Here is a 26,702-nt window from a genome sequence, read left to right as displayed (position 1 = left end):
TATTTGCACATTAATGATTAAGGATAAAAATTGCTTCTGACCAAGAGTCTTTTTTGCTGCAGAACGTACTTTATTAGCGTGGCTAAGGTCGAGTATGGCAATCATGGCGCTTGGGTTTGTTGTAGCTAAATTTGGCTTATTTTTATCGATATTGTCATTATCAAATCAAACTAACAACACATTGCACCCGAGTAATGGTCTTGCAGATATCTTTGGCATTTCGTTGGTAATGATTGGAGTTATCATTTCAGTAGGAGCGCAATTAAACCATCATCTTTATGTTAAAACGGTTCCACCTGAAGATGTACCCAAATTAGCAATTCATTGGTTGGCTTCATTATTGAGCTTTTCGATTGCAATAGTGGGCTTGCTACTAGCAGGTTATCTTTTTATTGCTTAAAAAAATTGGGGCTAAAATTAGCAACACCCCATTTAGTTTTTTATAAAAGCTTCGTATCAATACAGATACTTCAAGCGTATTAACCCGCTGTCTTATGTTTATTAGCAAACCAAAGTGACATTCCAATTGCAATTTCAATAAACACTGATATCAATATTTCAGCGCGAGCATGACCTGTTGCAAACTCGATTATGCCTAGTATTGATAGAATAAAACATGTGACGATAAATCCTGTAACTAAAGCTGACCGAATAGGCGAGGGTTGCGCACTTCTTGCAAAGAAAAGCATAGCACTTACCCCAGCATAGGCTGCAGCGCCACGTCTACTAAGCAAACCCAGATCATATGTATAATCAATGCCCCACATTGATAGAAATATATTGGGAGCGAACATCCAAATAACCGCTAACGAAAATAGTAATAGTGCATTGATAGTCGCAACATTTTTAAAAGTAAACTTCATATCTTTTATCTCCATTATAGTTTGCTAATAATCCTTACTTTTAACTTGATTTGTCGGCGCTCCAGCCGCCACCCAGTGCCTTAAATGATGAAATAGCCGCTCTTGTTGCGTCTGACTTAGCTTGAACTCTTGCGTCTTGCGTACGTAAAAGGCGTTCATCTGCATCTAATACTTCGATAAGACTTAAAGCACCATTCTTGTATGCTGTAAATGCGGAGCCTCTTGCTTTTTCATAGGCAGCTTCGCCTTGCGCTAAATTCGTCTCTTGTGCCTCGCGTTTAACCAGAGTTGAAAACGCATTTTCCACATCTGCTGTTGCCCTTAACACTGATAGACGGTAACTAGCAATCGCTTCGTTATTTCTCCCTTTAGCAGCAGCAACGGCGGCATCAACTCTGCCAAAATCAAATAGTCGCCAACGCAAACCAATGACTCCCATGGCTCGTTCGGCCGCATTACTAAAAATATTGCTTGATTGAGTTGTAGACGTGCCAATAAGACCAAATAGGGAAAATTTTGGATAATACTCCGCCATTTCCACACCAATTCTTGCATTGGCAGCTATCAATTTATTTTCAGCAACAATAATGTCTGGACGCCTTCTCAAAAGTTCTGCGGGACCATCAGCTGAGGTTATGGCTGGCGCATTAGGGATTGCTATTTCTTGGCTTAGTTCTGCTGAGTGTGTGCCTGGTGGAGACGCGAGTAGAATATCTAAAGCATTCATAGATACTTCGAGCCCATTTTCTAAAACAGGTATAGCCGCGGATATCTCAAATAATGCACCTTGCGCTTGGTTTAATTGTAGTTCCGGAATAAGACCTCTCGAAAATTGTAGTTTCACCAAGTTAACGAGTTTTTGTTGGGTTTCAATTCTTTTTTTGGTTAATGTAATACGAGTTTGAAATGTCCTGATCAGTACATAAGTATCTGCAGTTTCAGCAGCTATAGCTAATTGCACTGCAGATTTATAAGCATCAGCAGCTGCGTATTCAGCCTTTGCTGATTCCTGATTTTTGCGCAAACCGCCAAAGATGTCCAAATCCCAGCTTGCAGAGGCATTGATGTCATATAACTCACCATTGCGATCATAATTAGGTGTGGCATTTAATAATCTACCTAGTGGATCTTCTAATGATTGGCGATTTGATGTTGCTTGGCCATTTAATTGCCCTGATGGTAAAAGCGCCGCTTTAGCACCTTGTACCTCTGCTCTTACTTGGCTTACTCTTGCTGTAGCTTGCTCTAAATCAAGATTGTTCGTTAAAGCTGTTTCAATATAACGATTCAAAAGGGGGTCATTGAAGCTCATCCACCAAGTAGATAAATCTGACTTTTCAGACGCTAGGCGATGCTGAACTTCAACAGCATTGTGAAACGTTGAAGGTAATAGCATATCTGGCTTTTGATAATTCGGACCTATCATGCAACCGTTAAGCAGGGTTAACGCTGCTAAGGTACCAACGTTAATAATATTGACTTTTAAAGACATGAGGTATCTCATATATGAGTAAAATGAGTTACAATTATATTAAACTGTTACTATATGTCAACACTTTTAATATATTGTAACCAAGAATTTAAAGCTTAAAGTGAAGGAGTAGAAATGCGTAAAAGTAAAAATACTGATCAGGCGACTACTGCAGGACAGCGTGGACCCGCAGAACATGAGCGCAGAGATCAAATCATTCAATCAGCTGACGAGCATTTTCGTATATATGGCTATAGGAAAACTAGCGTATCCGATTTAGGTAAGGCAATTGGGGTTTCTAATGCTTATATTTATCGTTTTTTTGAATCAAAACAGGCAATAGGTGAGGCTATCTGCGCAATGACGCTAGGTCGGATTGTAGATGCTATTCAGCAAGTTTCGAACGATAAAACAAGTGCTACAAATCGCATTAGAAATCTATATAAAGTGATAGTAGAACAAGGGCTTAATCTTTTCTTTAATGAAAAGAAGCTGCATGATATAGCGATATGTGCTGTCGAGGAAGGTTGGAGTACAGTCCGAGACTACAAGCAAGCAAAACTCGATGTCATCCATAAAATTATTGCTGATGGAAGAGACATGGGCGAGTTTGAACGAAAAACGCCTATCGATGAAGTATGCGTGGCTATTTTGGAAACACTACAGCCATTTGCACACCCTATTTTATTGCAACAAAATGAGCCGGAAATTTTAAAAATACGGGCTGTTGCTGTTTCAAACTTAGTGCTGAGAAGTCTTGCGCCATAAATTTAAAATATTTTAGGTTACAAGTTGACATAACTGTAACTTGTAACTATGATTACTCTAAATTATCTAAGGAGCTATCATGAGTAGTTTATTAAAAGGCGCTAGTTTTACCCTGCTATTAGCTGTTGCAGCATGTTCAAAATCACCCGCGCATGATGTTCGTACAGATCCTCAGCCTGTCATAATCGCAAAAGTAATGGCTGGGGATGCAGGCAAAAATGTGTTTACGGGTATTGTGACCGCTAGAGTGCAAAGCGATTTAGGTTTTCGTATAGGCGGAAAAGTAACTGAGCGCTTTGTGGATATTGGGCAAGCCGTAAAAAAAGGTCAGCCACTACTGAAATTGGATCCGACCGATCTTAATTTATCTACTACTGGTCTAAAGGCCTCTGTCGCCGCGGCCAAGGCCATTCAAGTGCAAGCGGACGCTGATTTATCAAGACTAGAAGGTTTGGTCGAACAAGGTGCAATATCAGCGCAGAGGTATGATTTAGCCAAAGCGGCAGCGGCCACTGCAAGAGCTAAGTTAACTGAAGCAGAAGCCGCTGAGAGCATGACATCAAATGCTGAGCGATATGCATTACTTATTGCAGATACCGATGGTGTTGTGGTGACAACAATGGCAGAACCGGGACAAGTGGTGCAAGCAGGCCAAGTGGTTATAAAGCTGGCTAAAAACGGGCCAAGAGAAGCTGCCATTAACTTACCTGAAACCATACGTCCCTCTATTGGTTCAATAGGGCAAGCCATTTTGTACGGTGATAATGGCAAATCAAGCCCAGCAAAGCTGCGTGAACTTTCAGACTCTGCAGACCCAGCCACAAGAACATTTTCGGCTAAATATATCTTACAAGGCTCTGCAGCGGACGCGCCTTTAGGATCCACCATTAGCATTAGTTTTTCGCATAAAGCTAACACCTCAGTTGTAGTACCTCTTGGCGCATTATATGACCCTGGCCAAGGACAAGGCCCAGGCGTTTGGGTGTTCAATCGTCCAACCTCTAATGTGCACTTCAATAAAGTAAAGGTGGCGAGCCTCACAGATGATCAGGCAATCATTACGAATGGTGTACATCCCGGTGATGAAGTTATTGCCTTAGGTGCACATCTGTTACATGAGAATGAAGTGGTACGTGTCCTTGAAGATACTTTGGGTGCACTATGAGCAACTTCAATTTATCTGCATTGGCGGTCCGCGAACGCGCCATCACCTTATTCCTCATCATCGCGTTAAGTGCCGCAGGTTTTTATGCATTTTTAAAATTAGGACGGGCAGAAGACCCTTCTTTTACAGTCAAAGTGATGACTATTTCTGCCGTTTGGCCAGGGGCTACCGCGCAGGAAATGCAAGACCTTGTAGCTGAGCCGCTTGAAAAGCGCCTGCAGGAGCTTCGTTGGTATGACCGGGTGGAAACGATCACGAGACCTGGTATCGCTTTATTAACTTTAAAATTGCTAGATACAGCGCCGCCAGCAGTGGTGCCCGAGCAGTTTTATCAAGCACGCAAGAAACTGGGAGATGAGGCACGAAACCTGCCGAACGGGGCATTCGGCCCATTTATTAATGATGAATATTCCGATGTGACGTTTGCAATCTATGGCGTTGAAGCGCATGGCATGGCACCGCGTATGCTTACGCGACACGCGGAAGCCATCAAACAACAGCTTTTACGTGTGAATGGCGTTAAGAAAATAGATTTAATTGGGGAAAGACCAGAGCGCATATTTGTTGAGTTTTCCTATCAAAAACTGGCTACTTTGGGCATCAATGCCAGAGATGTTTTTGATGCGTTGATTCGCCAAAATTTAATCACGCCCGCTGGTTCTGTTGAGACGAAAGGTCCGCAAGTATTTGTGCGTCTTGAAGGTCGCTATGACGATTTAGATATCATCAGAAATACACCTATTACTTCTGGGTCAAAAAGCATCAAACTATCCGACATTGCGGAAGTTAAACGTGGCTATGAAGATCCTGCGACCTTTTTGATTCGACATAATGGTGAGCCTAGTCTGTTGCTAGGTGTCATCATGAAGGAGGGTTGGAACGGTCTTGATCTCGGCAAAGCATTAGAGAGCGAATCCCAAAAAATTACAGCGAGCCTTCCTTTGGGACTATCACTAACTAAAGTCAGCGATCAAGCTGTCAATATCAAAGCATCTGTTGATGAATTTATGTTGAAATTCTTTGTGGCACTTGCTGTGGTGATGATTGTGGGTTTAGTGAGTATGGGATGGCGTGGCGGATTGGTGATTGCTGCCGCTGTGCCACTAACCTTAGCTTGTGTATTCATTATTATGATGATGACAGACCGCGTGTTTGATCGTATCACACTAGGTGCATTAATAATTTCACTCGGACTGTTGGTGGATGATGCGATTATCGCCATTGAAATTATGGTAGTGAAAATGGAAGAAGGTTATGAGCGTTCTAAAGCCGCGGCCTATGCTTGGAGCCATACCGCAGCCCCTATGTTATCTGGCACCTTGATTACGATTATCGGGTTCACGCCCGTTGGTTTCGCTAAATCCACGGCAGGGGAATATGCAGGAAATATCTTCTGGATTGTAGGCTTTGCTTTGATTATTTCTTGGATTGTAGCCGTTTATTTTACGCCGTATCTTGGCTACAAACTCTTGCCAAATATCAAGCCAGTGGAGGGTGGGCACGAAGCCATTTATTCAACACCAAGGTACAAAAAACTACGTAAATTAATCACTTGGGCAGTAGATCATAAGTTCACTGTAGCCAGTATTGTGATTGGCTTACTTCTGCTTTCTGGACTTGGAGTGGGGGCGTTGAAACAACAATTTTTCCCTCAATCCGACCGTCCCGAGGTATTGGTAGAAGTACAAATGCCTGAAGGCACAAGCATTGAGGCGACCAGTAAAACCGCGATTAAAGTTGAAGCTTGGTTAAAACAACAACCAGAGTCAGAAATAGTGACCACGTATATTGGCCGCGGGGCACCGCGGTTTTTCATGGCATACAATCCAGAACTGCCTGATCCATCCTTCGCTAAAATTATTGTGTTAACGAAAAACGAAGCCGCTCGCGACGAACTAAAACTTCGCTTTCGTAAAGTGGTGTCCGAAGGTCTAGCCCCAGAAGGTAAAATTCGTGCCTCTCAATTAGTGTTTGGACCATATTCACCTTTTCCAGTGGCGTTCCGTATTATGGGGCCTGATGTTGACAAGGTAAAAGCCTTAGCCAATCAAGTAAGTACGGTGGTGCGTGAAAATAAAAATATGCGCCAAGTGAACCAAGACTGGGGTGCGTTACAAGCCACATTGCATTTTAAACTTGATCAGGAGCGTTTAAAGCTCATTGGCTTATCGCCCAATGAAGCCGCCGAGCAATTACAGTTCTTACTGACGGGCGTACCCATCACACAAGTGCGTGAAAATATCCGTACGGTGGACATTGTTGCCAGAAGCGCAGGCAGTGAGCGTTTCAATCCTTCACGAATTCAGGACTTTAGCCTCACGACACGTTCGGGTCAGCTAATACCATTGAGTCAAGTGGGAGAAGTTGAAGTGCGTAATGAATCACCGAAACTTATCAGACGCGATCGATTACCTACAATTACTGTTCGTGGCGATATTGATGAAAGTTTACAGCCGCCTCAAGTGTCTATGGAAATTTGGAAATCCTTGACACCAATTATTGAAAAACTGCCTTCCGGCTATAGAATTGAGTTGGATGGTTCAATTGAGGAAGCCGCCCGAGCCAATGATGCCTTGCTGCCTATCTTCCCGATTATGCTCATCCTGACATTGGTGGTGATTATGATTCAAGTACGCTCGTTTTCAGGCATGTTCATGGTGTTCTTAACTGCGCCACTTGGTCTGGTGGGAGCAGTGCCTATCTTGCTCATCTTTCATCAGCCATTTGGCTTTAATGCCATTTTGGGATTAATTGGTTTGTCAGGGATTTTGATGCGAAACACGCTGATTTTGATTGGTCAAATTAACACCAACGAGAAAGAAGGCTTGCCCACATACGAAGCTGTGATTGAAGCTACAGTGCAGCGGGCCAGACCGGTGATTCTGACTGCACTCGCGGCGGTATTAGCCTTCACCCCACTAACATCCTCCGTGTTTTTTGGCTCCATGGCTTACACCTTGATTGGCGGAACTGCGGTCGGCACGGTACTTACTTTATTATTCTTACCAACGCTTTATGCAATATGGTTCAAAGTGAAGAAGCCCGTTCAATAGCCGTTTGAGCTGTGGTCAACAACTTCTAAGAGCTTGACCATAGTATTAGTATTTGATGTTGTATCAGTTATAAAGCTATAACTTTTTTAAATCAATGAAACAATTGAAATCATAAAGGGGTAACAAATGAATCAACCTAATGACCTTACATTGAGTGAAACCGAACTATTTGTAAATATAAGCAATGATCAGAAAATAAGAGTGCTTAAAACTGGTGCAGGTGAGCCAATTATCTTGATGCATACCATACGCACGCAGTTGGATTATTTTAAAGAGGTAATCCCTGAACTGGCTAAACGCTACACAGTGTATGCATTGGATTTACCAGGTCATGGAAAATCAAGCATAGACAAACAGGCTAATTACGATGAGCCATATATGAGACAAGCTGTAATTGCCTTTATCAAAAAACTAGATTTGAATAATGTAACGTTGGTTGGTGAATCAATCGGTGCTGTATTAGCGCTAACTGTGGCTAGCACAATGCCAGAGCGCATTATTAAAGTAGTGTCTTCCAACACTTACGATTACGAAACGCGATATGCAGATGGAGTCCGTCGTGGCAGTATGTTTTCAAACCTTGTCCTTGCAAATTACGCAATTCCAATCCATGGCGCTATATTCGCAGCCTTAGAAAATTGGTTGTTTTTAGGTATGGTGTTGAGTGGTGGGTTAAAAAATAGAAGTTGGCTGCCAAATGAATTGTTATCTAAAATAAATCGCGCAGGTTATCGAAAAGGATTTCGCTATGTAGAACGAAATGTATTCGCTAACTGGAGATCGTGGGGTAAAGCAAGAGCGCTCTATTCTGGGGTTAAAGCACCTGTTACCTTAGTGTATGGTGACCATGATTGGTCAACCTTGCAGGAAAGACAGCGCACAGCTAGCGAACTGGGAAATGCAAAAATAATTACCATCGAGAATTCTGGACATTTTGGCTTTGTAGATAATCCTGCCAAACTATTGGAAGTTGTATTGAATGCATAGGATACTTACACCAGTAAATCAATAGTTGAGTGATTTAGTGAAAACTAATATTGCCCATTAATAATGTCCGCATAAGGCTTTAAGTCAGTAAGATTAAAGCCTTGCTCATTTGATATTTATCTCAAAATATAGTGTTTTGAGATAAATATCATGTCTGTTTTAGATCATCTAATTAGTAAGAAACTACAATTTTCCTACATTGCGGGTAGTCTTTGAGCCATTAATTTCAGAATTATCTATTAACCACACCCAAGCATTATGTATTTTTAAAAATGCTCTTCAGAATTTAATGCTTGTTTATACAAACGCTAGTATTTGTTCCTTCATCTCCACCTCACCATGTTAAAATTTAGTATGACAATTACAATCTTTGAGCTTTAAATATGGCGCGTTTTCATGTGATTATTCCTGCAGCTGGAACTGGCAGTCGCATGGGGGCGGATGCACCTAAACAGTATTTAAACTTGCATGGCAAAACATTAATTGAGCATGTCATCAAAGTATTTGATCAGTCGATTAGGATCAGCTCAATCCATATTCTCATTAATCAAGAAGATGAGCATTGGCGTAGTGCTTATTTACATTCTAGTAGCAAACTGCAAGTGCATTACTGCGGCGCAGATACACGCGCTGGTACGGTGTTAAATGGTTTAGAGGTCATTAAGAGCCAAGTTGAAGACGATGACTGGATTTTGGTACATGATGCGGCTCGGCCAGGTTTAAGCAATGTTCTGCTTAATCAATTATTGAATACGTTAGAGAATGATGCGGTAGGTGGTTTACTAGCAATGCCTTTAGCAGATACATTGAAGCGTGCAGATGATGAGCAACGTGTTTCTGCCACTATTCCACGCAATAATTTATGGCAGGCGCAAACACCGCAAATGTTTCGTTACGTCACGTTAAGAAAAGCGCTTACAGAATTTAATGGCACGCCAACTGATGAGGCTGAAGCGATTGAAGCTTTGGGTTTAAAACCCAAGTTGGTAACAGGTGAGTTGCGGAATCTAAAAGTGACTTATCCGCAAGATTTAGCGGTATTGTCTGCACTCTTAGATAGTCAACCTTAATAAATGAAATGATGAGAGCATGAACATACGTATCGGGCATGGGTTTGATGTGCACCAATTAGTGGTTGGCAGAAAGTGCATTATTGGCGGGATTGAGATTCCATTTGAAAAAGGCTTGGATGGTCACTCTGATGCTGATGTATTGCTGCATGCAATATGCGATGCCTTACTTGGCGCTGCTGGCTTGGGTGATATCGGTAAGCACTTTCCACCAAGTGATAATAAATTTAAAGGGATAGATTCTCGTGAATTATTACGCCATGTTGTTGCCTTATTAAAAGTTAAAAGCTTTGTGGTCAATAATATTGATGCGACAGTTATTTGTGAAGCGCCTAAATTATCAGCACATACGGCGCAAATGTGTACCAACATTGCCGCCGATTGCGCTGTTGAAATAACACAAATTAATGTTAAAGCCACCACTACAGAGAAGCTAGGATTTACTGGTCGTGGCGAAGGTATCGCGGCTGAGGCAGTTTGCACGATTGTTAAAAGTTAAATCAACTTAAATCTCTTCAAATTTGATAGGTAATATCTATTGGATATTTTGATTAATTAACACCTTACTTGAAACAAATTACTTGAATTGAACGCACATGTTTAAATGGTTCCAAAACCTAGCTTCGCCTTTCCCCGAAACTCTTATCACCACACCGTCCAAAAACTTTTGGACATTTGCATGGGCCTGCACGCAAGGTTTACGCCCATATCTATTGGGCATGACGATTTTTACGGGCTTAATTGCTGCATTTGAAGCTGCTTTATTTGCCATGATGGGCAAAATTGTCGATTGGTTAAGCAGTGTGCCAAAAGAATTATTATGGCAACAATACACAAGCTATTTAAGCGCGTTAGCCTTAATTCTAATCTTGAGTACTTTCTTTATTATTTTGCAGACTATGTTTAAGCACCAAACATTGGCGGCAAATTTTCCTATGCGTATGCGCTGGAATTTTCACCGTTTAATGTTGAATCAAAGCATGAGTTTTTATCAAGAGGAATTTGCTGGTCGTGTTTCTGCAAAAGTTATGCAAACCGCGCTAGCGGTGCGCGATGTGTGGTTTGTTGTGGCCGATATCATGGTGTATGTCGTCGTGTACTTTGGCAGCATGGTTGGTATCGTGGCGTACTTTAACTCACTGATTGCCATTCCATTTTTAGTTTGGTTAACTACTTATATTGCCTCTTTAAGTTATTTTGTGCCACGTTTAAGCAAAACATCTCGGATGCAAGCAGATGCTCGCAGCCTAATGACTGGGCGCATTACCGATGCCTATACCAACATAAGTACAGTTAAATTGTTTAGCCACGCGGGTCGTGAAAGCGGCTATGCAAAAGATGCTATGCAAGAATTTATCGGCACGGTGCATGCGCAAATGCAATTGGTAAGTATGGTAGAAATCATCAATCACGCGTTGAATATGTTGTTGATTATTGCAACGGGTTTAACTGCCTTGTATTTATGGAGCAAAGGTCAAGTTTCAGTGGGTGGCGTAGCCGCAGCAACTGCTATGTCTTTGCGCTTAAATGGTATTTCACACTGGGTCATGTGGGAAATGACTACTTTATATGAGCAAATCGGCACGGTACAGGATGGCATGAATACGCTAACCATGCACAATAATATTAGCGACGCGCCAGATGCAAAACCACTACAAGTTAAACAAGGAGGCATTAAATTTGATGCAGTCGATTTTAGTTATGGTGGTAGCAAAATAGTGCTTAAAGACCTTAACTTAAACATCAAACCAGGTGAAAAAGTAGGGCTGGTCGGTCGTTCTGGTGCGGGTAAATCTACCATTGTTAATTTGCTATTACGCTTTTATGAGGTGGAGCAAGGCGGTATTTTGATTGACGATCAAAATGTAAACTCTGTCACACAAAACAGTCTGCGCGAGAATATCGGCATGGTCACGCAAGATACCTCACTTTTACATAGAAGTGTGCGCGATAATATTCTATACGGCCGCCCAGACGCCACAGAAGCCGAGATGATTAACGCCGCTAAACGTGCTGAAGCGCATGATTTTATTTTATCGCTACAAGATGCAAAAGGGCGCACCGCATACGATGCGCATGTTGGCGAGCGCGGAGTGAAGCTCTCTGGCGGGCAGCGGCAACGTATTGCCATCGCCCGTGTCATGTTAAAAGACGCACCGATTCTCTTATTAGATGAAGCAACCAGTGCATTGGATTCAGAGGTTGAGCAAGCCATACAAGCCAGCCTTTATAATTTAATGCAAGGTAAAACCGTAGTTGCCATTGCACATCGCTTATCCACCATCGCGGCGATGGATAGGTTAATTGTATTAGACGAAGGCAAAATAGTAGAAGAGGGTAATCACCAAGAGTTGCTCAAACAAGGTGGCCTCTATGCTAGTCTTTGGGCGCATCAGAGCGGTGGCTTTTTAGGTGAGTAAGGTTAGCCGTCATGCCGACGAAAGTCGGCATCCAGTGTCGTCAAAAGTCACTGGATTGCGTGTCAGACCGTAAAGGACTTGTCCGCAGAATATATGTGCTAAAGCACATTATTCATACGCCAAAGCACGCAATGACGAGTAGTTTTAAGGCAACGTTTTATTAATGTAAGGAGTTAATTTTGTGAATATTGAAGCAGAAGTTCGCCCTCCAGTTCCACCGTTCACGCGTGAAACTGCAATTCAAAAAGTCCGTATGGCCGAAGATGGCTGGAATAGCCGCGATCCACAACGTGTTTCATTGGTCTATACCGTAGATTCGCAATGGCGTAATCGTGCTGAGTTTCCAAAAGGACGCGCTGAAATAGTCGAATTTCTAACTAAAAAATGGGCAAAAGAGCATGATTACCGATTAATCAAAGAGCTATGGGCGTTCGACGGCAACCGCATCGCTGTGCGCTTTGCTTATGAATGGCACGATGATGCTGGCAATTGGTTTCGCTCATACGGTAACGAGAATTGGCAGTTTGATGCAAATGGCTTGATGGAGTTACGCTACGCCAGCATTAATGACTTAGCCATTAACGAAACTGACCGTAAATTTCACTGGCCATTAGGTCGCAGACCTGATGAGTATGTGAGTTTGAGTGAGTTGGGGTTATAACGTTCAAGGTCAGAGGCGCTGCGCGGCTTTATCGCGCAGCGTCCCCTGCACCGCAGGGTTGGGCATCATGGGCGGTATCCGTGACGTTGGTCAAACGCAAGACCGTTGCGCACATTGAAGTCGCCATCAAGATAATGCCGCTGTGACTTGCCTTCACCCTCTGTTACGAGGCGGCAGCCAAGACGTTCAACCATTGGGCTGATGTGTCCGTGGTCTTCCAACCATTCTTCGTAACCCCGAATTGAGGGACCGCCGACGTTGAGAACGAACTCGAAGCCATAGAGGCAGAACACGAATAGCGTTTCTAGGCGCTTCGTTGCAAATACGGTGCAGCCGAAGCCAACAGGAACCCATTTGTTTGTCTCGGGATGGCGCATTAACGTCGTTTCTGGGTATATGCGCCGTTGTGAAAACGGCCATTCCGTGAAGCTATTTCCGTAGCGGGTATAGGTTCGAATGTTGTCAAAGTAGGACTGATCAACCATCGTTTCCGTGCCACCCTCATTGTGCGTAAATAGCTCTGCAACGGTTTCCAGAGCCATTTTGCATAAGAAGCGGGACATTTCTCGTTTTGGCGGATCCATGTCGACCGTGAATATAAATCCGTTCGGAAGACCCGCCTTCCATTCAGCAGCCACGTGTTCTTGGTCTCGTTGTCTCTCTGGTTCAATTTCGAGTTTTCCATCGCGGCCTCGACGAAAACCAACGGCAACTTCGGTGCCGCCGATATAGCCTCGCAATGACGGCGCTTTCCCCCGCTTGTTTGGAACTTGATGCCACGCCCGGATGTTTCTCATTGATGGATGGCTGAGCACCGGGCCTTCGACTTCTCGGGCGAAGTAGTTATTACATTTGTCGCAGACTACGCCACAAGGTAGCACTCGTCTTTTGCTGCCAATCGACTCTGGCATGATGTGCTCAACGCTGCGAGACGAGGATGAGTCCTGTTTACAGAAGATGCACCGCATGGCGGAATCCTATGATGCCCTACAGTTATTATACGGACGCATCTGTCCGTATAAGAATATAGTGAATATTGATTTTGACATATTATTTTTCTTTTTAAATCTGATGGTTAAGTGTTGGTCTGTCATTACTATAATCAATAGTAATGACAGACGCAATGCATTTCAAACTGCGTGATTTTATTGTTTTTGTTGTTCAGCTAATTCATTTAAATACTGCTCAACATCCCATTCACAGCCACCACAGCCTGAAAGTGCGCCAGACCAATTTGAAATAGCTTCCATATCCATGCCTTCATTAAACAGTTTTTTGATTTTGGCGCGCGTGGTGCCGCTGCATGTGCATATGATTTCGTCGTCTAAATTGTCGTTTTTGGTTGTCATTATCGAGGACTGCTAAGCCTTTAGTAGCACAATCACCGCGCCACTGCCGCCATCTTGTTGTTTAGCTTCGGCATAGGCAATGACTTCATCTTTTTGCATGAGCCAGCCGCGAAGTTTATTTTTGAGTACGGGTTCACGGTTGCGGGAGCCTAAGCCTTTGCCATGTACGATGCGAACGCAGCGAATGCCGCGTTTTTTGCAATCGCTAATAAAACTTGAAACGTAGGCTCTAGCTTCATCGCTAATCAAACCGTGCAGGTCAATTTTGGCTTGAATCACCCAGTGTCCGCGGCGTAGTTTGCTTAGAATGTCGGGTGAGTGCCCATCGCGAAGGTAAAGTAACTCTTCACCTGTTTCAATTTCATGGGCTGGAATGTAGTGATCCGACAATGAATCAACAAGCGCTTGTTGTTCATCGCGAATAAATTGTAATGGGATGGGTTTTGGTTTTAGCTTGTATTCATCTTTTGGTGGTGCGGTAAAAGGTTTGACGTCTTTTACCGCAGCACGAAAAAGTGAGGCTTCATCAGTGGATTCTCGATTAGAAAGCTCACTGATTTTTTTGGCGGCATTTTGTTCAGCTAACTTTTTTGCTGCCTCAGCCTGCTTTAAACGCTTTTTTGCGCTTAATAGCTTATTTGTCGAGGTATCGTTCAGCATCTAGCGCAGCCATGCAACCTGTACCAGCGCTAGTCACCGCTTGGCGATAAATATGGTCTTGCACATCACCTGCGGCAAACACACCAGGAACGCTGGTTGCCGTAGCGTTGCCGCCACGACCCATTTGCGTGACGATATAACCGCCTTCCATGTTGAGTTGACCTTCGAAAATGTCGGTATTTGGTTTATGACCAATGGCAATAAATACGCCTTGAAGTGCGATGTCTTTAGTGCTGCCATCAGTCACGTTTTTGATGCGCATGCCAGTTACGCCAGTATTGTCGCCTAGCACTTCATCTAGTGTATTGAATGTTTCAAGCACGATTTTGCCTTCAGCTACACGCGCCATTAACTTATCAACCAAAATGGCTTCCGCTTTAAATTTATCGCGGCGATGTACCAATGTCACTTTGCTTGCAATATTGGCTAAATACAATGCTTCTTCAACAGCAGTGTTGCCGCCACCAATCACAGCAACTTCTTGATTGCGGTAAAAGAAACCGTCGCAAGTGGCACAAGCTGAAACGCCTTTGCCTGAGAATGCCTCTTCACTAGGTAAACCCAAATATTTCGCTGATGCGCCTGTCGCGATAATCAAAGCATCGCAAGTATATTCGCCGCTATCGCCTACTAAACGAATTGGCTTTTCAGTCAAATGTGTGGTGTGAATATGGTCAAAAATCATTTCAGTGTTAAAGCGCTCTGCATGCTTTTGAAAGCGCTCCATTAACTCAGGGCCTTGCACGCCATCAGCATCAGCAGGCCAGTTATCGACCTCTGTTGTAGTCATCAATTGACCGCCTTGTGCAATACCCGTGATGAGTACAGGTTTAAGGTTTGCTCGCGCAGCGTAAACGGCGGCTGAATAGCCAGCTGGGCCAGAACCTAAAATGAGTAATTTGACGTGACGTGTTGCCATTTGTATTGCTTTCTTTGTTAAGTATTGTTTAATTTAATTGGGGTCATTTGACTTATTTTTCAAGCATGCTGCGCAGCATCCAACCGGTTTTTTCATGCAATTGCAGGCGTTGCGTTAACAAATCTTTAGTGGCTTCGTCAGCCGCAGTATCAGCCGCTGGAAATACGCTACGCGCCGTGCGACAAACCGCTTCATGACCTGCAACTAGTTCTGCAATCATATCTTGCGCTCTAGGCACAGATTCAGACTCTTTAATAGAAGATAATTTTGCAAAGTCACGGTAAGTGCCAGGTGCGTAAACGTCCAATGCGCGGATGCGCTCAGCCACTAAATCCACAGCTAAGGCTAATTCGGTATATTGCGCTTCAAACATCAAGTGAAGGGTGTTAAACATTGGGCCAGTGACATTCCAGTGGAAATAATGTGTCTTCAAGTAAAGCGTGTAGGTATCAGCTAAAAGGTGTGATAAACCTTGTGCAATGGCTTTTCTGTCTTGTTCTTTAATGCCGATATCCATGATAGTTTCCTTAAGAGAAATGTAGGTGCAGAGTGGTTTAGAGTTAGATTAGTATTGTATTAGCTACCAAGCGACTTTGATACTGATATAATTAAATTTGATACTAAAAATTTGTAAGGTTCGACTATCTTGTTTTTCAAAAAATCAACTCCTGTTAATGCTCGCCGAGAGGCAGAAGTGAGCCCTTCACATATGATAGGCGCTACGCTTATTAAAGAGGCTTGGTGGTTAATTTTAGTGTTAGCAGGGCTTTTCATTACGGTGATTCTGTTTACTTATCATCGCGAAGATCAATCTTGGTCGCACATGGCGGCAGACAACGCACCAATTCATAATGCAGGTGGTAGCGCTGGTGCATGGCTTTCTGACATGATGTTGTATTTATTTGGATTTTCAGCATGGTGGTGGGCAGTTTTGGCGTTTTACGCCATGTGGTTGGTTTACTTAAAATTAGAAGTCGTGGCCAGCAGTGAAAAACCATTTTTGCTATTCAACTTTATTGGCTTTACTTTACTTTTTGTAGCTTCATGTGCCTTGGAGGCAGGGCATATTGTTAGCCTGCCAGCCATGTTGCCAGATGCGCGTGGTGGCATGCTGGGCACGAGCTTAGATGCTGGTTTAAGAAACCTGTTTGGTTACACTGGCTCCAGTATGTTGTTACTGGTGATGTTTGTCGTGGGTTTCAGCTTATTTACGGGCTGGTCATGGATCATGATGACCGAAAAGTTAGGCGGAGCGATTATTTCAAGCTATGAATATCTGAAATTCAAATGGCAAGACAGACAAGATAGACAAGCGGGCAAAGTGGTTGAACAGGAACGTACTGAATTTGTAAAAACAGAGCGCAAACGTGTGGAAGCCCGCGAGCCTGTATTTATTGAAACACCAATATTAGAAGTCGAAAAAAGTGAGCGTGTACAAAAAGAAAAACAAGCGCCATTATTTGAATCGATGCCAGACTCAGCCTTGCCACCTTTGCATTTGCTGGATGATCCATCTGGCATGGTTGAGCTGCCATCCGCAGAAACATTAGACTTTACATCACGTTTAATTGAACGCAAGTTAATGGATTTTGGTATTGAAGTAAAAGTGCTTACCGCTCAGCCAGGCCCCGTGATTACTCGTTTTGAGTTGGAACCAGCGGCTGGTGTAAAAGGTAGCCAAGTTACCAACTTAATTAAAGATTTGGCGCGCGCACTTTCTGTGGTGAGTGTGCGATTGGTCGAAACTATTCCGGGCAAAACCTGCATGGGTTTAGAGATTCCAAATCCCAAACGCCAAATTGTCTATTTATCCGAGATTATGGGTAGCCAAGCGTATGCAGAGGTTAAATCCCCGTTGGCAATTTCACTGGGTAAAGATATTTCAGGTAAACCTGTTGTTGCTGATTTGGCAAAAATGCCGCACGTATTGGTTGCGGGTACAACTGGTTCAGGTAAATCTGTGGCGATTAATGCGTTGATTTTAAGCTGGTTGTATAAGGCCGATGCTAGCCAAGTGCGCATGATTTTAATCGACCCAAAAATGCTTGAGCTTTCAGTTTATGAAGGTATTCCGCACTTATTAGCACCTGTTGTAACGGATATGCGTCAAGCGGCAAACGCGCTTAATTGGTGTGTAGCAGAGATGGAGCGTCGTTATAAATTGATGTCTAGTTTGGGTGTGCGTAATCTTGCGGGTTACAACCAAAAAATTAGAGATGCAGAAAAAGCGGGTGAGAAAATACCTCACCCATTTAGCTTAACGCCAGATGATCCTGAACCATTGATGGAAATGCCATTAATCGTTGTAGTGATTGACGAATTGGCCGACTTAATGATGGTAGTCGGTAAAAAAGTAGAGGAATTGATTGCCCGTTTAGCGCAAAAAGCGCGTGCATCAGGTATTCATTTGGTACTTGCTACGCAGCGCCCATCAGTAGATGTGATTACAGGTTTGATTAAGGCCAACGTGCCTACACGTATATCTTTCCAAGTTTCCAGTAAAATTGACTCGCGTACCATTTTGGATCAAATGGGTGCGGAAGCCTTATTGGGGCAGGGCGACATGTTGTATATGCCACCAGGTACTGGTTATCCTGTGCGTATTCATGGTGCATTTGTATCTGACCAAGAAGTGCACAAAGTGGTGAATTACCTCAAAGCACAAGGTGAACCAAACTATATTGAAGGCATCTTAAGTAATGAGGCTGAAGAAGGCGGAGCAGACTTCGCTGACAGCGTTTCTAGTTCAAGTGCTGGTTCAGAAGTTGACCCACTCTATGATGAAGCCGTTGGTATCGTACTCAAAACCCGCCGCGCCAGCATTTCAGGTGTTCAGCGTCAATTACGTATTGGCTATAACCGCGCAGCACGCTTGATAGAAGACATGGAACGCGCGGGCTTGGTTTCAGCTATGCAAAGCAACGGTAACCGTGAAGTGCTAGTACCGCATCACGACTCCTGATATCCAAAAAACTAAAGGAATTAAATGAGTCAATTAAAAGCTGCAGTATTGAGCTGTTTGTTAATGTTGCCATTCGCTGCACAAGCTGATGGCGTATCTAGCCTTAAAAAGTTTTATGAGAATACGCATGCGGTTAAAGCGGATTTTCACCAAATTGTTACGGATAAACAGGGGCAAAAAATTCAAGAAGTTTTTGGTGAGATGCAGTTAAAGCGCCCAAATAAATTCAAATGGAATTATCATAAACCGTATGAACAGCAAATTATCAGTGATGGTAAGCAAGTATGGCTTTACGATACTGAGTTAGCTCAGGTTTCTGTACGCGAGTTAAGTAAAGCCTTAGGTTCAAGTCCTGCGGCACTTTTAGCGGGTGGTGATAGCCTAGATAAAAACTTTAATTTAGTGAATGCATTCAGAAAAGACGGTCTTGATTGGGTGAGCACCAATCCTAAAGATTCTGACACGGGTTTTAATCAAATATTATTAGCTTTTAAAAATGATGTTTTGCAGGAAATGGACATGATAGACAGCTTCGGCCATCAAACCAAAATCTTGTTTAGCAACGTTGTGCATAATCCAGTAATTGATCCTAAAACTTTTCTATTCAAAGCGCCACAAGGCGTTGATGTTGTTGGTGAGTGATAAGCGCTTTAACTATTGAATGAAAGTATTTTGAGTAACTTATTTACCCCAAACCAGCCAGATGCGCCGCTAGCCGAGCGTTTGCGCCCCAAAACTTTAGATGAAGTGGTTGGGCAGTCACATTTACTAGCCGCCAATAAGCCCCTTAGATTAGCCTTTCAGTCGGGAAAGTTGCCCTCCATGATTTTGTGGGGGCCGCCTGGTGTTGGTAAAACTACTCTAGCTCGACTAATTGCCAATACCGCAGAGGCTAATTTCATCCCTATTTCTGCCGTGCTATCTGGCATTAAAGATATTCGTGAGGCGGTAGAGCGCGCTGAGCTTACCTTGCAGCAGCATGGTCGTAAAACGATATTGTTTGTTGATGAAGTACACCGTTTCAATAAAGGTCAGCAAGATGCATTTTTGCCGTTTGTTGAAAGCGGCTTAATCACTTTTATTGGTGCGACTACCGAAAACCCTTCGTTTGAAGTGAACAGTGCTTTATTAAGCCGTGCGCAGGTGTTTGTTCTTAATGCCTTATCTGAGGCTGAATTATCGTTATTGTTAGACCGCGCTCAGCAATTGGTTGCTGAAAATGTCAAACTCGTAGATGACGTTCGCGAACAAGTATTAGCCTATGCAGATGGCGATGCAAGGCGCTTATTAAACTTTGTTGAAGGCTTGTTTAATGCGGCTGAGGGCGCAGGGGTCACCGAGATTGATGAAGCTTTTTTGCAAACCACAATGGCGAGCAAATTACGTAGATTCGATAAAGGCGGCGAAGCATTTTACGACCAAATCTCAGCCTTACATAAATCGGTACGTGGCTCTAATCCAGACGCGGCTTTGTATTGGTTTTTACGCATGATTGATGGCGGCGCAGATCCTTTATATTTAGGTCGCCGAATAGTACGTATGGCGATTGAAGATATTGGTTTAGCTGACCCGCGCGCGCAAGGAATGGCGATTGAGGCCTGCCAAATTTTTGAGCGACTTGGCTCGCCAGAAGGCGAATTGGCATTGTCTAATGCGGTCATTTATTTAGCCGTTGCGCCAAAAAGTAACGCATCTTATAACGCCTACAATCAGGCTAAAGCCTTCGTCGCGCAAGACAAGTCACGCCCAGTGCCACTGCACTTAAGAAATGCGCCAACCAAGCTTATGAAGGCTTTAGATTACGGCAAAGAATATCGCTACGCCCATCATGAGCCAGAGGCTTACGCGGCAGGCGTGGATTATTTTCCTGATGATTTGCACGATAAAAATACTGTACCCCAATTTTATATACCCACACCACGCGGCTTAGAAGGTAAAATTACGGAAAAATTGAAACACTTAAAAGAGCTCGATAAGCAAGCATTAGCTAAAAAAGCGGAATTAAGTAATAAAACGAAGAAATAATATATTTAATATGTCATTCCGACGAAAGTCGGAATCTAGCTGCTTTAAAGACGCTGGATTCCATGTCAAGCACGGAATGACAGAACCTTAGGAAAATAGATGTTAGATATACAAGCGTTAAGAACTGATTTGGACGGCGTTGTTAGCCAATTGAAAGCGCGTGGTTTTGAGTTTGACTCAGCAAGTTTTACAACTTTAGAAAACGAACGTAAAACCGTACAAACCCGCACGCAAGAATTACAGGCTAAACGCAATAACACGTCTAAGCAAATCGGCATCGCAAAGTCTAAAGGTGAAGATGTAAGCGCAATTATGGCTGAAGTAGCAGGCTTAGGCGACCAATTAAAAGCGGATGAAGCGCGTTTGATTGAGTTGCAAACTAACTTACAAAATTTACTATTAAACGTACCAAATTTACCTCACTCAAGTGTTCCACAAGGTAAGTCAGAAGCAGATAACGTAGAAGTGCGTAAAATTGGAACACCGCGCACATTTGATTTTGAAGTGCAAGACCATGCCGATGTTGGCACGCCATTAGGTTTAGATTTTGATACTGGCACTAAGCTTTCAGGTTCACGCTTTACCTTAATGCGTGGTCAGATTGCGAAAATGCATCGTGCATTGGCGCAGTTTATGTTGGATACGCAAACTAATCAACATGGTTATGAAGAGTGCTATACGCCATATTTGGTCAATGCGGAAACGCTGACGGGGACTGGTCAGTTACCAAAATTTGAAGAAGATTTATTTAGCTTACAGCATAACGACAGTAAGCTTTATTTAATCCCAACTTCTGAAGTCACACTCACAAACACCGTGCGTGACGAAATCGTGCCTTTAGAATCATTGCCTATTAAACTCACTGCGCATACGCCTTGCTTCCGTTCTGAAGCGGGGTCTTATGGCCGCGATACCAAAGGCATGATACGTCAACACCAATTTGATAAAGTTGAGATGGTTCAAATAGTTCATCCAGATACCAGCTATGCCGCGCTTGAAGAGATGGTAGGGCACGCTGAAAATATCTTAAAAGCTTTAGCTTTACCGTATCGCGTGGTTTCACTGTGTACGGGTGATATGGGCTTTGGTGCAACTAAAACTTATGATTTGGAAGTATGGTTGCCTGCGCAAAATACTTATCGTGAAATTTCATCAGTTTCAAACTGCGAGGCATTTCAAGCACGTCGTTTACAAGCGCGTTTTAGAAATGAAAGCGGTAAACCTGAATTAGTGCATACGCTTAATGGCTCTGGCTTGGCAGTCGGACGCACTTTGGTAGCTGTGCTAGAAAACTATCAAAATGCAGATGGCAGTGTAACAGTGCCTGAAGTATTAAGACCATACATGAACGGTTTGGAAAAACTGAGTATTTCTAAATAAAGTTAATCAGTCTGCGCAATTTTAAACGAATTGTTGGTGGACGGGTGACTTGGTTGATAGCGCTCTAAAATACGCTGATAACTACGGATAGACTCCACAAAAATTACGGGTGCGCCGCCACTGGCGTAGCCGTATTTTAATGTGGTGTAATATTCAGGGTCATTAAGCATAACCAAAGTTTTTTTAACATCAGCCCAACTGTCTGGATTTAAATTCAACCGATTTGCTAATACTCTAGCATCTTCAACATGGGCATAACCAATGTTGTAGGCTGCCAGCGCCATATAGGTGCGGTCTGGTTCTGGAATACGCTCTGGTACGGTATCTATCATCTTCACAATATATTTAGCGCCTGCAGGCACACTTTGTTTAGGATCTAGTCTATCTGTCACGCCCATTAAGTCAGCGGTACTTTCCGTGAGCATCATTAATCCACGTACGCCAGTAGGAGAGGTGCTAAATGTATCCCAGTGCGACTCACGATAGCTCACCGCCGCTAGTAAGCGCCAATCAATTCCTGTGGTTTCTTGCGCTTGTTTAAATAGGTGTTCATATTTAGGCAACAGGCTATTTGATAGCTTAAGAAACGCTGTAATGTCTTGAGTATTTAACCTTTTGCTGTTGCCGTAATAACGGTCTAACAAGTTGCGTAATGTGCCGTCTTGACGAATTTTATCGAAGAATTTATTTACCTTTTTAACTAGTTTTGGGTCAGAGTTTTTTGGTAAGGCCCAAGCTATTTTCTCTGGTTTGCCTAAAGACATGCCCACTGATAAGTTTGGGTAATAGTTTTGCATCATGGCAACCAAATGACTATCCGCGATTGTAAAATCTAAAACGCCATTAGCCACTTGGTCTAACAGTAGTTCAGAGTTGGTTTGGTGTAAAGCTTGCCATTTTAATTGAGGTTGATCTTTTTGAATCTCGCTCAGGCGTTCAGCAAAACTTGTTCCTATGGGTACAGCGATGCTTTTGTCGACAATGGTAGCTAAATTGCGCGGCTTGGTATTATTTTCATTATTGTAAATGAGCTGCTGCTGCGTTTCTTGATAGGGCTTAGCAAATTGGACAAGCTCCTTCCTCAGATGTGTCACAGAAAGATTTGCGGCGGCAATATTTGCCTGACCTTTAAGTAAGGTAGGAATAACTTCACTAATGCTATTAACCAATAGAAATCTGATTTGATACTCGGGAGCGTACTTTTTTACAAACAACGTCGCTAAGTCATATTCAATGCCAGCATATTCATTATCACCATTTAGATAATAAGTGGCAGGACCATTATGAGTGACAAATACCAATTCATTACTGTTTAATGCGGGCTGTTTGTGTTGCTTAACTGATTGTTTTGATTGATCATTGGATGTATCACAAGCCGCCACGAACACACCAACAATCACAAAAAAAGACAAGCGCATCAAATGGCTAAATTGACTAGCGTATGTTTTATTATATATACGCATCGCGTAAATTAAATCCAACGCTCACTTACAAGGCCATTTGCTGCAATAAATACTGCATCAGTTAAGCCATAAAAAATGCCGTGCTCAACCACGCCAGGAGTATTGCTGATTAAATCATTCAGAGTTTTGGCATCTAGTGATTTCTCAAATGTCATGTCGAGCACATAACTGCCGTGAGAGGTCACCCAAAAACCATCTTTTGCAGCATTCGGTCTTAAGTTACCATGTGCGCCTGCTAGTTCCAGGCTTTTCTTTGTGAGTTGCCAAGCAAACGGAATGACTTCAATCGGAATTACAAAATTTTGTCCAATCTGACTTACTAGCTTGCTTTCATCAGCCACCACAATGAATTTTGCGGCAGCTTTAGCCAGTAATTTTTCTTTAACTAAGTCACTACCTCGGCCTTTTAGCAAAGTCATGTCAGGTGTGATTTCATCGGCGCCATCTACATATAAGTCGATACTGCTGATATGCTCTAAAGCGACAATAGGTAAATTAAGTGATTGTGCGGTGATGGCACTGATGGTTGAGCTGGCTACCGTAGTGACTTTTAGACCTTCTTCACGCTGTAGTCGGGCGAGTTCTTCTATAAAATAATTCGCTGTAGAGCCTGTGCCTAAACCAATAAGCATACCGCTTTTAACGTACTTTGCGGCCTGTAAAGCGACCAATTGTTTGTCGTTCATTACATTCTCCAATTCTTTTTTTATTATATTTATTTTTTATGTGTCTAGGTATATTAACGTGAATATGCATTTTTGGGCATAAAAAAAGGGAGCTGGTTTGCTCCCTGATTATATATTTCCAGTAGGAAAAAATTACTAGTGCTTTATTTCAATACGCGGTTTCTGTATTCGCCAGTGCGAGTATCGATTTCAATTTTATCGCCTTGTGCGCAAAATAACGGTACTGGAAATTCAAAGCCCGATGCAATTTTAGCTGGTTTCATTACTTTGCCTGATGTATCACCTTTAACTGCTGGTTCAGTGTAAGTGATTTCACGCACCACTGTTGTTGGTAACTCTACTGAGATTGGTTTCTCATTGTAAAAGCGAATATCAACTGCCATTCCATCTTCAAGGTAAGGAAGCGCATCTGCCATAAACTCTGCATCTACATCATATTGGTTGTATTCTGCATCCATGAATACATAGCTAGGGTCAGCAAAGTAAGAGTAAGTGGCTTCTTTTTTCTCAAGGATAACAACTTCAAATTTGTCACCAGCACCGTAGATAGTTTCGCTAGGGGTGTCAGTTAACAAGTTTTTAAATTTCATTTTTACCACAGCCGTGCTGCGGCCAGATTTTGTATATTCGGCTTTAATCACTACTAATGGGTCATTGCCGACCATAATAACGTTACCGGCGCGGAGTTCTTGAGCTGTTTTCATGAGATGCCTTACTGATTGAATTAGGTTAAATAATAAAGCCGCGAATTATACCTTAACTCACAATTTTTGCAAAAAAATCACCAGCTTAGAGGCTAGGTCTGTTTGTGTCGCTAGCTCACTTGCTTTATTGAGCGTATATGGCTTCGTTACTGGGAGTGCCTGTAAGTAACTTTGCCAGATTTCGGTAGTTATATCATCTGTGGACCAAGCTGAATGGGCATTGTAGATAGCGGCTTTGGCATCGGTCTTATATTCAGCGTAAAACAGATCTAAGAACGCATTTAGTTTAGTAATGTGTGTATTTTCTGTTTGTAAATAGGGTTGCCAAATAAAGGGTTTGCCTGCCCAAATGGCGCGTATCCAACTGTCTTCACCGCGCACAAAATTAATGTCACAGCTCACAAGGAGTTTGTCGTAATCAGCTTGGCTTAAAAAAGGCAAAACATGTAAAGTTAGGTTTTTTGTGCTTAGCTTAGAACCTGTTTCAACGGTATTTAAATTAAAAAAATCAGCAATGGCAGGCAAAATACTACTGTTCGGTACGTAACAATCAACAGGTTGATTTGATTCAGCCATGGCATTCAACAAGTAAGATACAGGTGCATGTGGATAGCAAAAAAGAGATACTTTTAAAACACCAGTTTCTACTTCTTTATTCTTTGCAGTTAACTGATTATTTTGAAAAATATCAGCTTCACGAATTAAGCCGCCAGTGGCTTCTGTGAATCCTGGAAAGAAAAAATGCCGTGCAGGCTTGGTATTGTTCGAGCTCCTAGCATGAAAATCTGCTACCCAAGACTCGGCAGATAAATATTCTAAATTCACCCATACCGTATTGCCTTGCATTGCAGCTAAATAATCAGCGGGTAGTTCGCAACTGAATGTTTCTAGCGCAACGTCAGCCGGTTGAATGGTAATGGCGCTTTGCCAAGTTAGGATTTCTACATGATTGATTATCTGAGAATTAAGTTCGCAATTTAATGCGGGAATAATCTTAATTGCAGCGGCTAAATCATCAATGAAGAGCCTGACTTGCAAATGGTACTCACACGCTAATTGCTGGCTAAGGCGCCAGCAAACACCAATGTCGCCAAAATTATCGACAATACGGCAAAAAACATCCCAGCGATTGGCTTTGTGATGACTCATATAGCGATGGTTTAACTAGGTGGATTGTACTGAACGTCGATGATTTCGTACTCTTCTTCACCAGCGGGTACGCTGACTTTGACTGTGTCGCCAATTTGTTTGCCGAGTAGGGCGCGCGCCAGTGGGGAAATCCAACTAATGTAGCCACGTGACGGCTGTAATTCATCTTTACCAACGATGCGGTAAGTATGCTCAGTGTCGTCTTTAAGTGAGAATAAGGTCACCCATGCGCCGAAGAACACTTTCTCTAAGCCTTGCTGCGCGGCGGGGTCTACAATGACCGCTAAATCCATGCGTTGCATTAAAAAGCGTAAACGGCTGTCAATTTGGCGCAAGCGTCTTTTGCCATAGATATAATCGCCGTTTTCACTTCTGTCGCCATTGCCTGCCGCCCATGAAACCACTTTCACTAGCGCAGGTCTCTCCACTTTAAGTAGCTCGGTAAACTCAGCCTCAATCGCCGCGTGGCCTTCAGGCGTGATGTAGTTCTTTTCGTCTGATACTGGTTTTTTTTGCAAAAGCTATTTCTCTAAAACGCTGATGTTATTAACAAAATATGGTGTTTCACCAAAGCATGCACTTGGAATGCCTTTGTGCTCTTCGTAGCTGATTTTTACGCGCTTTCCTAAGGAGTCGTTCACCATTTTTGCGATGGCGTCGTCCTTAACGGTAAACAAAAATTTCTCAGCTTGAGTGCCTGGCATGGAAACTAGAACAATCTCACCTTCCCATGTTTTACATATATAACCCTTTAAGGAGAATTTTTGTACATAGCCTGCGCGTTCGCCTGAAGAGTAAACCCAGTTAACGCTTGCCCATGTGTAAAGTCCAAAAAGGGTAATTGGAATAACCACTATCAGAACAGCATACTTTAATAAGCTTTTTAAATTACTGAACATACGCGACCTTAAAATTTTGTGAGCACATGTGATTAATTCGTGTAACCA

Annotated in this window: 25 protein-coding genes and 1 pseudogene; 13 read left to right on the top strand and 13 right to left on the bottom strand. The window is 42.8% G+C overall.

What is annotated here, in order from left to right:
- Positions 1-55 precede the first annotated feature (55 nt).
- Positions 56-400 (top strand): annotated as a pseudogene (locus PSV17_RS09380) (DUF202 domain-containing protein); the annotation flags it as partial.
- Positions 401-479: 79 nt separating this feature from the next.
- Here the strand turns inward: PSV17_RS09380 and PSV17_RS09375 are convergent.
- Both PSV17_RS09375 and PSV17_RS09370 read right to left on the bottom strand, forming a co-directional pair.
- The gene (locus tag PSV17_RS09375; protein WP_300481900.1) at positions 480-878 is read right to left on the bottom strand and encodes a hypothetical protein; all 399 of its coding nucleotides are present in this window, start codon (positions 876-878) and stop codon (positions 480-482) included.
- 25 nt (positions 879-903) lie between these two features.
- Positions 904-2,355 (bottom strand): TolC family protein, encoded by a 1,452-nt coding sequence (locus PSV17_RS09370; RefSeq protein ID WP_300481898.1) that lies wholly within the window; start codon positions 2,353-2,355, stop codon positions 904-906.
- 114 nt (positions 2,356-2,469) lie between these two features.
- Between PSV17_RS09370 and PSV17_RS09365 the strand changes: the two genes are divergently transcribed.
- The 8 genes from PSV17_RS09365 (at position 2,470) to PSV17_RS09330 (ending at position 12,458) form a co-directional block, all read left to right on the top strand.
- On the top strand, positions 2,470-3,102 hold the full coding sequence (locus PSV17_RS09365) for a TetR/AcrR family transcriptional regulator (RefSeq protein ID WP_300481896.1): 633 nt from the start codon (positions 2,470-2,472) through the stop codon (positions 3,100-3,102).
- 79 nt (positions 3,103-3,181) lie between these two features.
- Entirely contained in the window at positions 3,182-4,267 is a 1,086-nt protein-coding gene (locus PSV17_RS09360; protein WP_300481893.1) for an efflux RND transporter periplasmic adaptor subunit, read from the top strand.
- Positions 4,264-7,320: an efflux RND transporter permease subunit gene (locus tag PSV17_RS09355; RefSeq protein WP_300481891.1), complete on the top strand. Its 3,057-nt coding sequence runs from the start codon at positions 4,264-4,266 to the stop codon at positions 7,318-7,320. Before PSV17_RS09360 ends, PSV17_RS09355 begins: the two co-directional genes overlap by 4 nt.
- 126 nt (positions 7,321-7,446) lie before the next feature.
- Positions 7,447-8,307 carry an alpha/beta hydrolase gene (locus tag PSV17_RS09350; RefSeq protein WP_300481888.1) on the top strand — a complete coding sequence of 287 codons (861 nt, stop codon included), beginning with the start codon at positions 7,447-7,449 and terminating at the stop codon, positions 8,305-8,307.
- 383 nt (positions 8,308-8,690) lie between these two features.
- Positions 8,691-9,377, top strand: coding sequence for a 2-C-methyl-D-erythritol 4-phosphate cytidylyltransferase (ispD, locus tag PSV17_RS09345; RefSeq protein WP_300481886.1), 687 nt, complete (start codon positions 8,691-8,693; stop codon positions 9,375-9,377).
- 19 nt (positions 9,378-9,396) lie between these two features.
- The gene (ispF, locus tag PSV17_RS09340; RefSeq protein WP_300481884.1) at positions 9,397-9,876 is read left to right on the top strand and encodes a 2-C-methyl-D-erythritol 2,4-cyclodiphosphate synthase; all 480 of its coding nucleotides are present in this window, start codon (positions 9,397-9,399) and stop codon (positions 9,874-9,876) included.
- 97 nt (positions 9,877-9,973) lie between these two features.
- Positions 9,974-11,797 carry an ABC transporter ATP-binding protein gene (locus PSV17_RS09335; RefSeq protein ID WP_300481882.1) on the top strand — a complete coding sequence of 608 codons (1,824 nt, stop codon included), beginning with the start codon at positions 9,974-9,976 and terminating at the stop codon, positions 11,795-11,797.
- A gap of 181 nt (positions 11,798-11,978) precedes the next feature.
- Positions 11,979-12,458 (top strand): nuclear transport factor 2 family protein, encoded by a 480-nt coding sequence (locus PSV17_RS09330; RefSeq protein ID WP_300481879.1) that lies wholly within the window; start codon positions 11,979-11,981, stop codon positions 12,456-12,458.
- Between the two features lie 65 nt (positions 12,459-12,523).
- Here the strand turns inward: PSV17_RS09330 and PSV17_RS09325 are convergent, their stop codons facing one another.
- From PSV17_RS09325 to PSV17_RS09305, 5 genes are all read right to left on the bottom strand, one after another.
- Positions 12,524-13,426 (bottom strand): HNH endonuclease, encoded by a 903-nt coding sequence (locus tag PSV17_RS09325; RefSeq protein WP_300481876.1) that lies wholly within the window; start codon positions 13,424-13,426, stop codon positions 12,524-12,526.
- A 177-nt stretch (positions 13,427-13,603) separates the two neighbouring features.
- Complete coding sequence (locus tag PSV17_RS09320) at positions 13,604-13,807, bottom strand: (2Fe-2S)-binding protein (RefSeq protein WP_300481873.1); 204 nt, start codon at positions 13,805-13,807, stop codon at positions 13,604-13,606.
- Between the two features lie 12 nt (positions 13,808-13,819).
- The gene (locus PSV17_RS09315) at positions 13,820-14,467 is read right to left on the bottom strand and encodes a Smr/MutS family protein (RefSeq protein ID WP_300481871.1); all 648 of its coding nucleotides are present in this window, start codon (positions 14,465-14,467) and stop codon (positions 13,820-13,822) included.
- Positions 14,442-15,386 (bottom strand): thioredoxin-disulfide reductase, encoded by a 945-nt coding sequence (gene trxB, locus PSV17_RS09310; RefSeq protein ID WP_300481869.1) that lies wholly within the window; start codon positions 15,384-15,386, stop codon positions 14,442-14,444. Before trxB ends, PSV17_RS09315 begins: the two co-directional genes overlap by 26 nt.
- A gap of 52 nt (positions 15,387-15,438) precedes the next feature.
- A complete protein-coding gene (locus PSV17_RS09305; RefSeq protein ID WP_300481866.1) occupies positions 15,439-15,903 on the bottom strand; it encodes a Dps family protein in 465 nt (154 codons plus the stop codon).
- A 129-nt stretch (positions 15,904-16,032) separates the two neighbouring features.
- On the opposite strand from PSV17_RS09305, the gene PSV17_RS09300 reads away from it, so the two are divergent.
- The 4 genes from PSV17_RS09300 to serS all read left to right on the top strand — a co-directional run bounded on the left by PSV17_RS09300 (position 16,033) and on the right by serS (position 21,753).
- Entirely contained in the window at positions 16,033-18,348 is a 2,316-nt protein-coding gene (locus PSV17_RS09300) for a DNA translocase FtsK (RefSeq protein WP_300481864.1), read from the top strand.
- Between the two features lie 24 nt (positions 18,349-18,372).
- Positions 18,373-18,990, top strand: coding sequence for an outer membrane lipoprotein chaperone LolA (gene lolA / locus PSV17_RS09295; RefSeq protein ID WP_300481862.1), 618 nt, complete (start codon positions 18,373-18,375; stop codon positions 18,988-18,990).
- A gap of 30 nt (positions 18,991-19,020) precedes the next feature.
- On the top strand, positions 19,021-20,373 hold the full coding sequence (locus PSV17_RS09290; RefSeq protein ID WP_300481859.1) for a replication-associated recombination protein A: 1,353 nt from the start codon (positions 19,021-19,023) through the stop codon (positions 20,371-20,373).
- A 99-nt stretch (positions 20,374-20,472) separates the two neighbouring features.
- Positions 20,473-21,753 carry a serine--tRNA ligase gene (serS, locus tag PSV17_RS09285; RefSeq protein WP_300481856.1) on the top strand — a complete coding sequence of 427 codons (1,281 nt, stop codon included), beginning with the start codon at positions 20,473-20,475 and terminating at the stop codon, positions 21,751-21,753.
- Between the two features lie 2 nt (positions 21,754-21,755).
- Here the strand turns inward: serS and mltF are convergent, their stop codons facing one another.
- The 6 genes from mltF to PSV17_RS09255 all read right to left on the bottom strand — a co-directional run bounded on the left by mltF (position 21,756) and on the right by PSV17_RS09255 (position 26,654).
- Positions 21,756-23,216: a membrane-bound lytic murein transglycosylase MltF gene (gene mltF, locus PSV17_RS09280; RefSeq protein ID WP_300481854.1), complete on the bottom strand. Its 1,461-nt coding sequence runs from the start codon at positions 23,214-23,216 to the stop codon at positions 21,756-21,758.
- Positions 23,217-23,224: 8 nt separating this feature from the next.
- On the bottom strand, positions 23,225-23,902 hold the full coding sequence (gene rpiA / locus PSV17_RS09275; protein WP_300481852.1) for a ribose-5-phosphate isomerase RpiA: 678 nt from the start codon (positions 23,900-23,902) through the stop codon (positions 23,225-23,227).
- A gap of 143 nt (positions 23,903-24,045) precedes the next feature.
- The gene (gene efp / locus PSV17_RS09270; RefSeq protein ID WP_300481849.1) at positions 24,046-24,606 is read right to left on the bottom strand and encodes an elongation factor P; all 561 of its coding nucleotides are present in this window, start codon (positions 24,604-24,606) and stop codon (positions 24,046-24,048) included.
- Positions 24,607-24,663: 57 nt separating this feature from the next.
- Positions 24,664-25,755, bottom strand: coding sequence for an elongation factor P maturation arginine rhamnosyltransferase EarP (gene earP / locus PSV17_RS09265; RefSeq protein WP_300481846.1), 1,092 nt, complete (start codon positions 25,753-25,755; stop codon positions 24,664-24,666).
- Between the two features lie 11 nt (positions 25,756-25,766).
- On the bottom strand, positions 25,767-26,273 hold the full coding sequence (gene greB, locus PSV17_RS09260; RefSeq protein WP_300481843.1) for a transcription elongation factor GreB: 507 nt from the start codon (positions 26,271-26,273) through the stop codon (positions 25,767-25,769).
- A gap of 3 nt (positions 26,274-26,276) precedes the next feature.
- Positions 26,277-26,654 carry a hypothetical protein gene (locus tag PSV17_RS09255; RefSeq protein WP_300481841.1) on the bottom strand — a complete coding sequence of 126 codons (378 nt, stop codon included), beginning with the start codon at positions 26,652-26,654 and terminating at the stop codon, positions 26,277-26,279.
- Positions 26,655-26,702 lie beyond the last annotated feature (48 nt).

The organism is Methylotenera sp., assembly GCF_029946165.1.
Classification (GTDB): domain Bacteria; phylum Pseudomonadota; class Gammaproteobacteria; order Burkholderiales; family Methylophilaceae; genus Methylotenera.
Note: the sequence above shows the minus strand (reverse complement) of the source record. Positions and strands in the feature narration are given on the sequence as shown.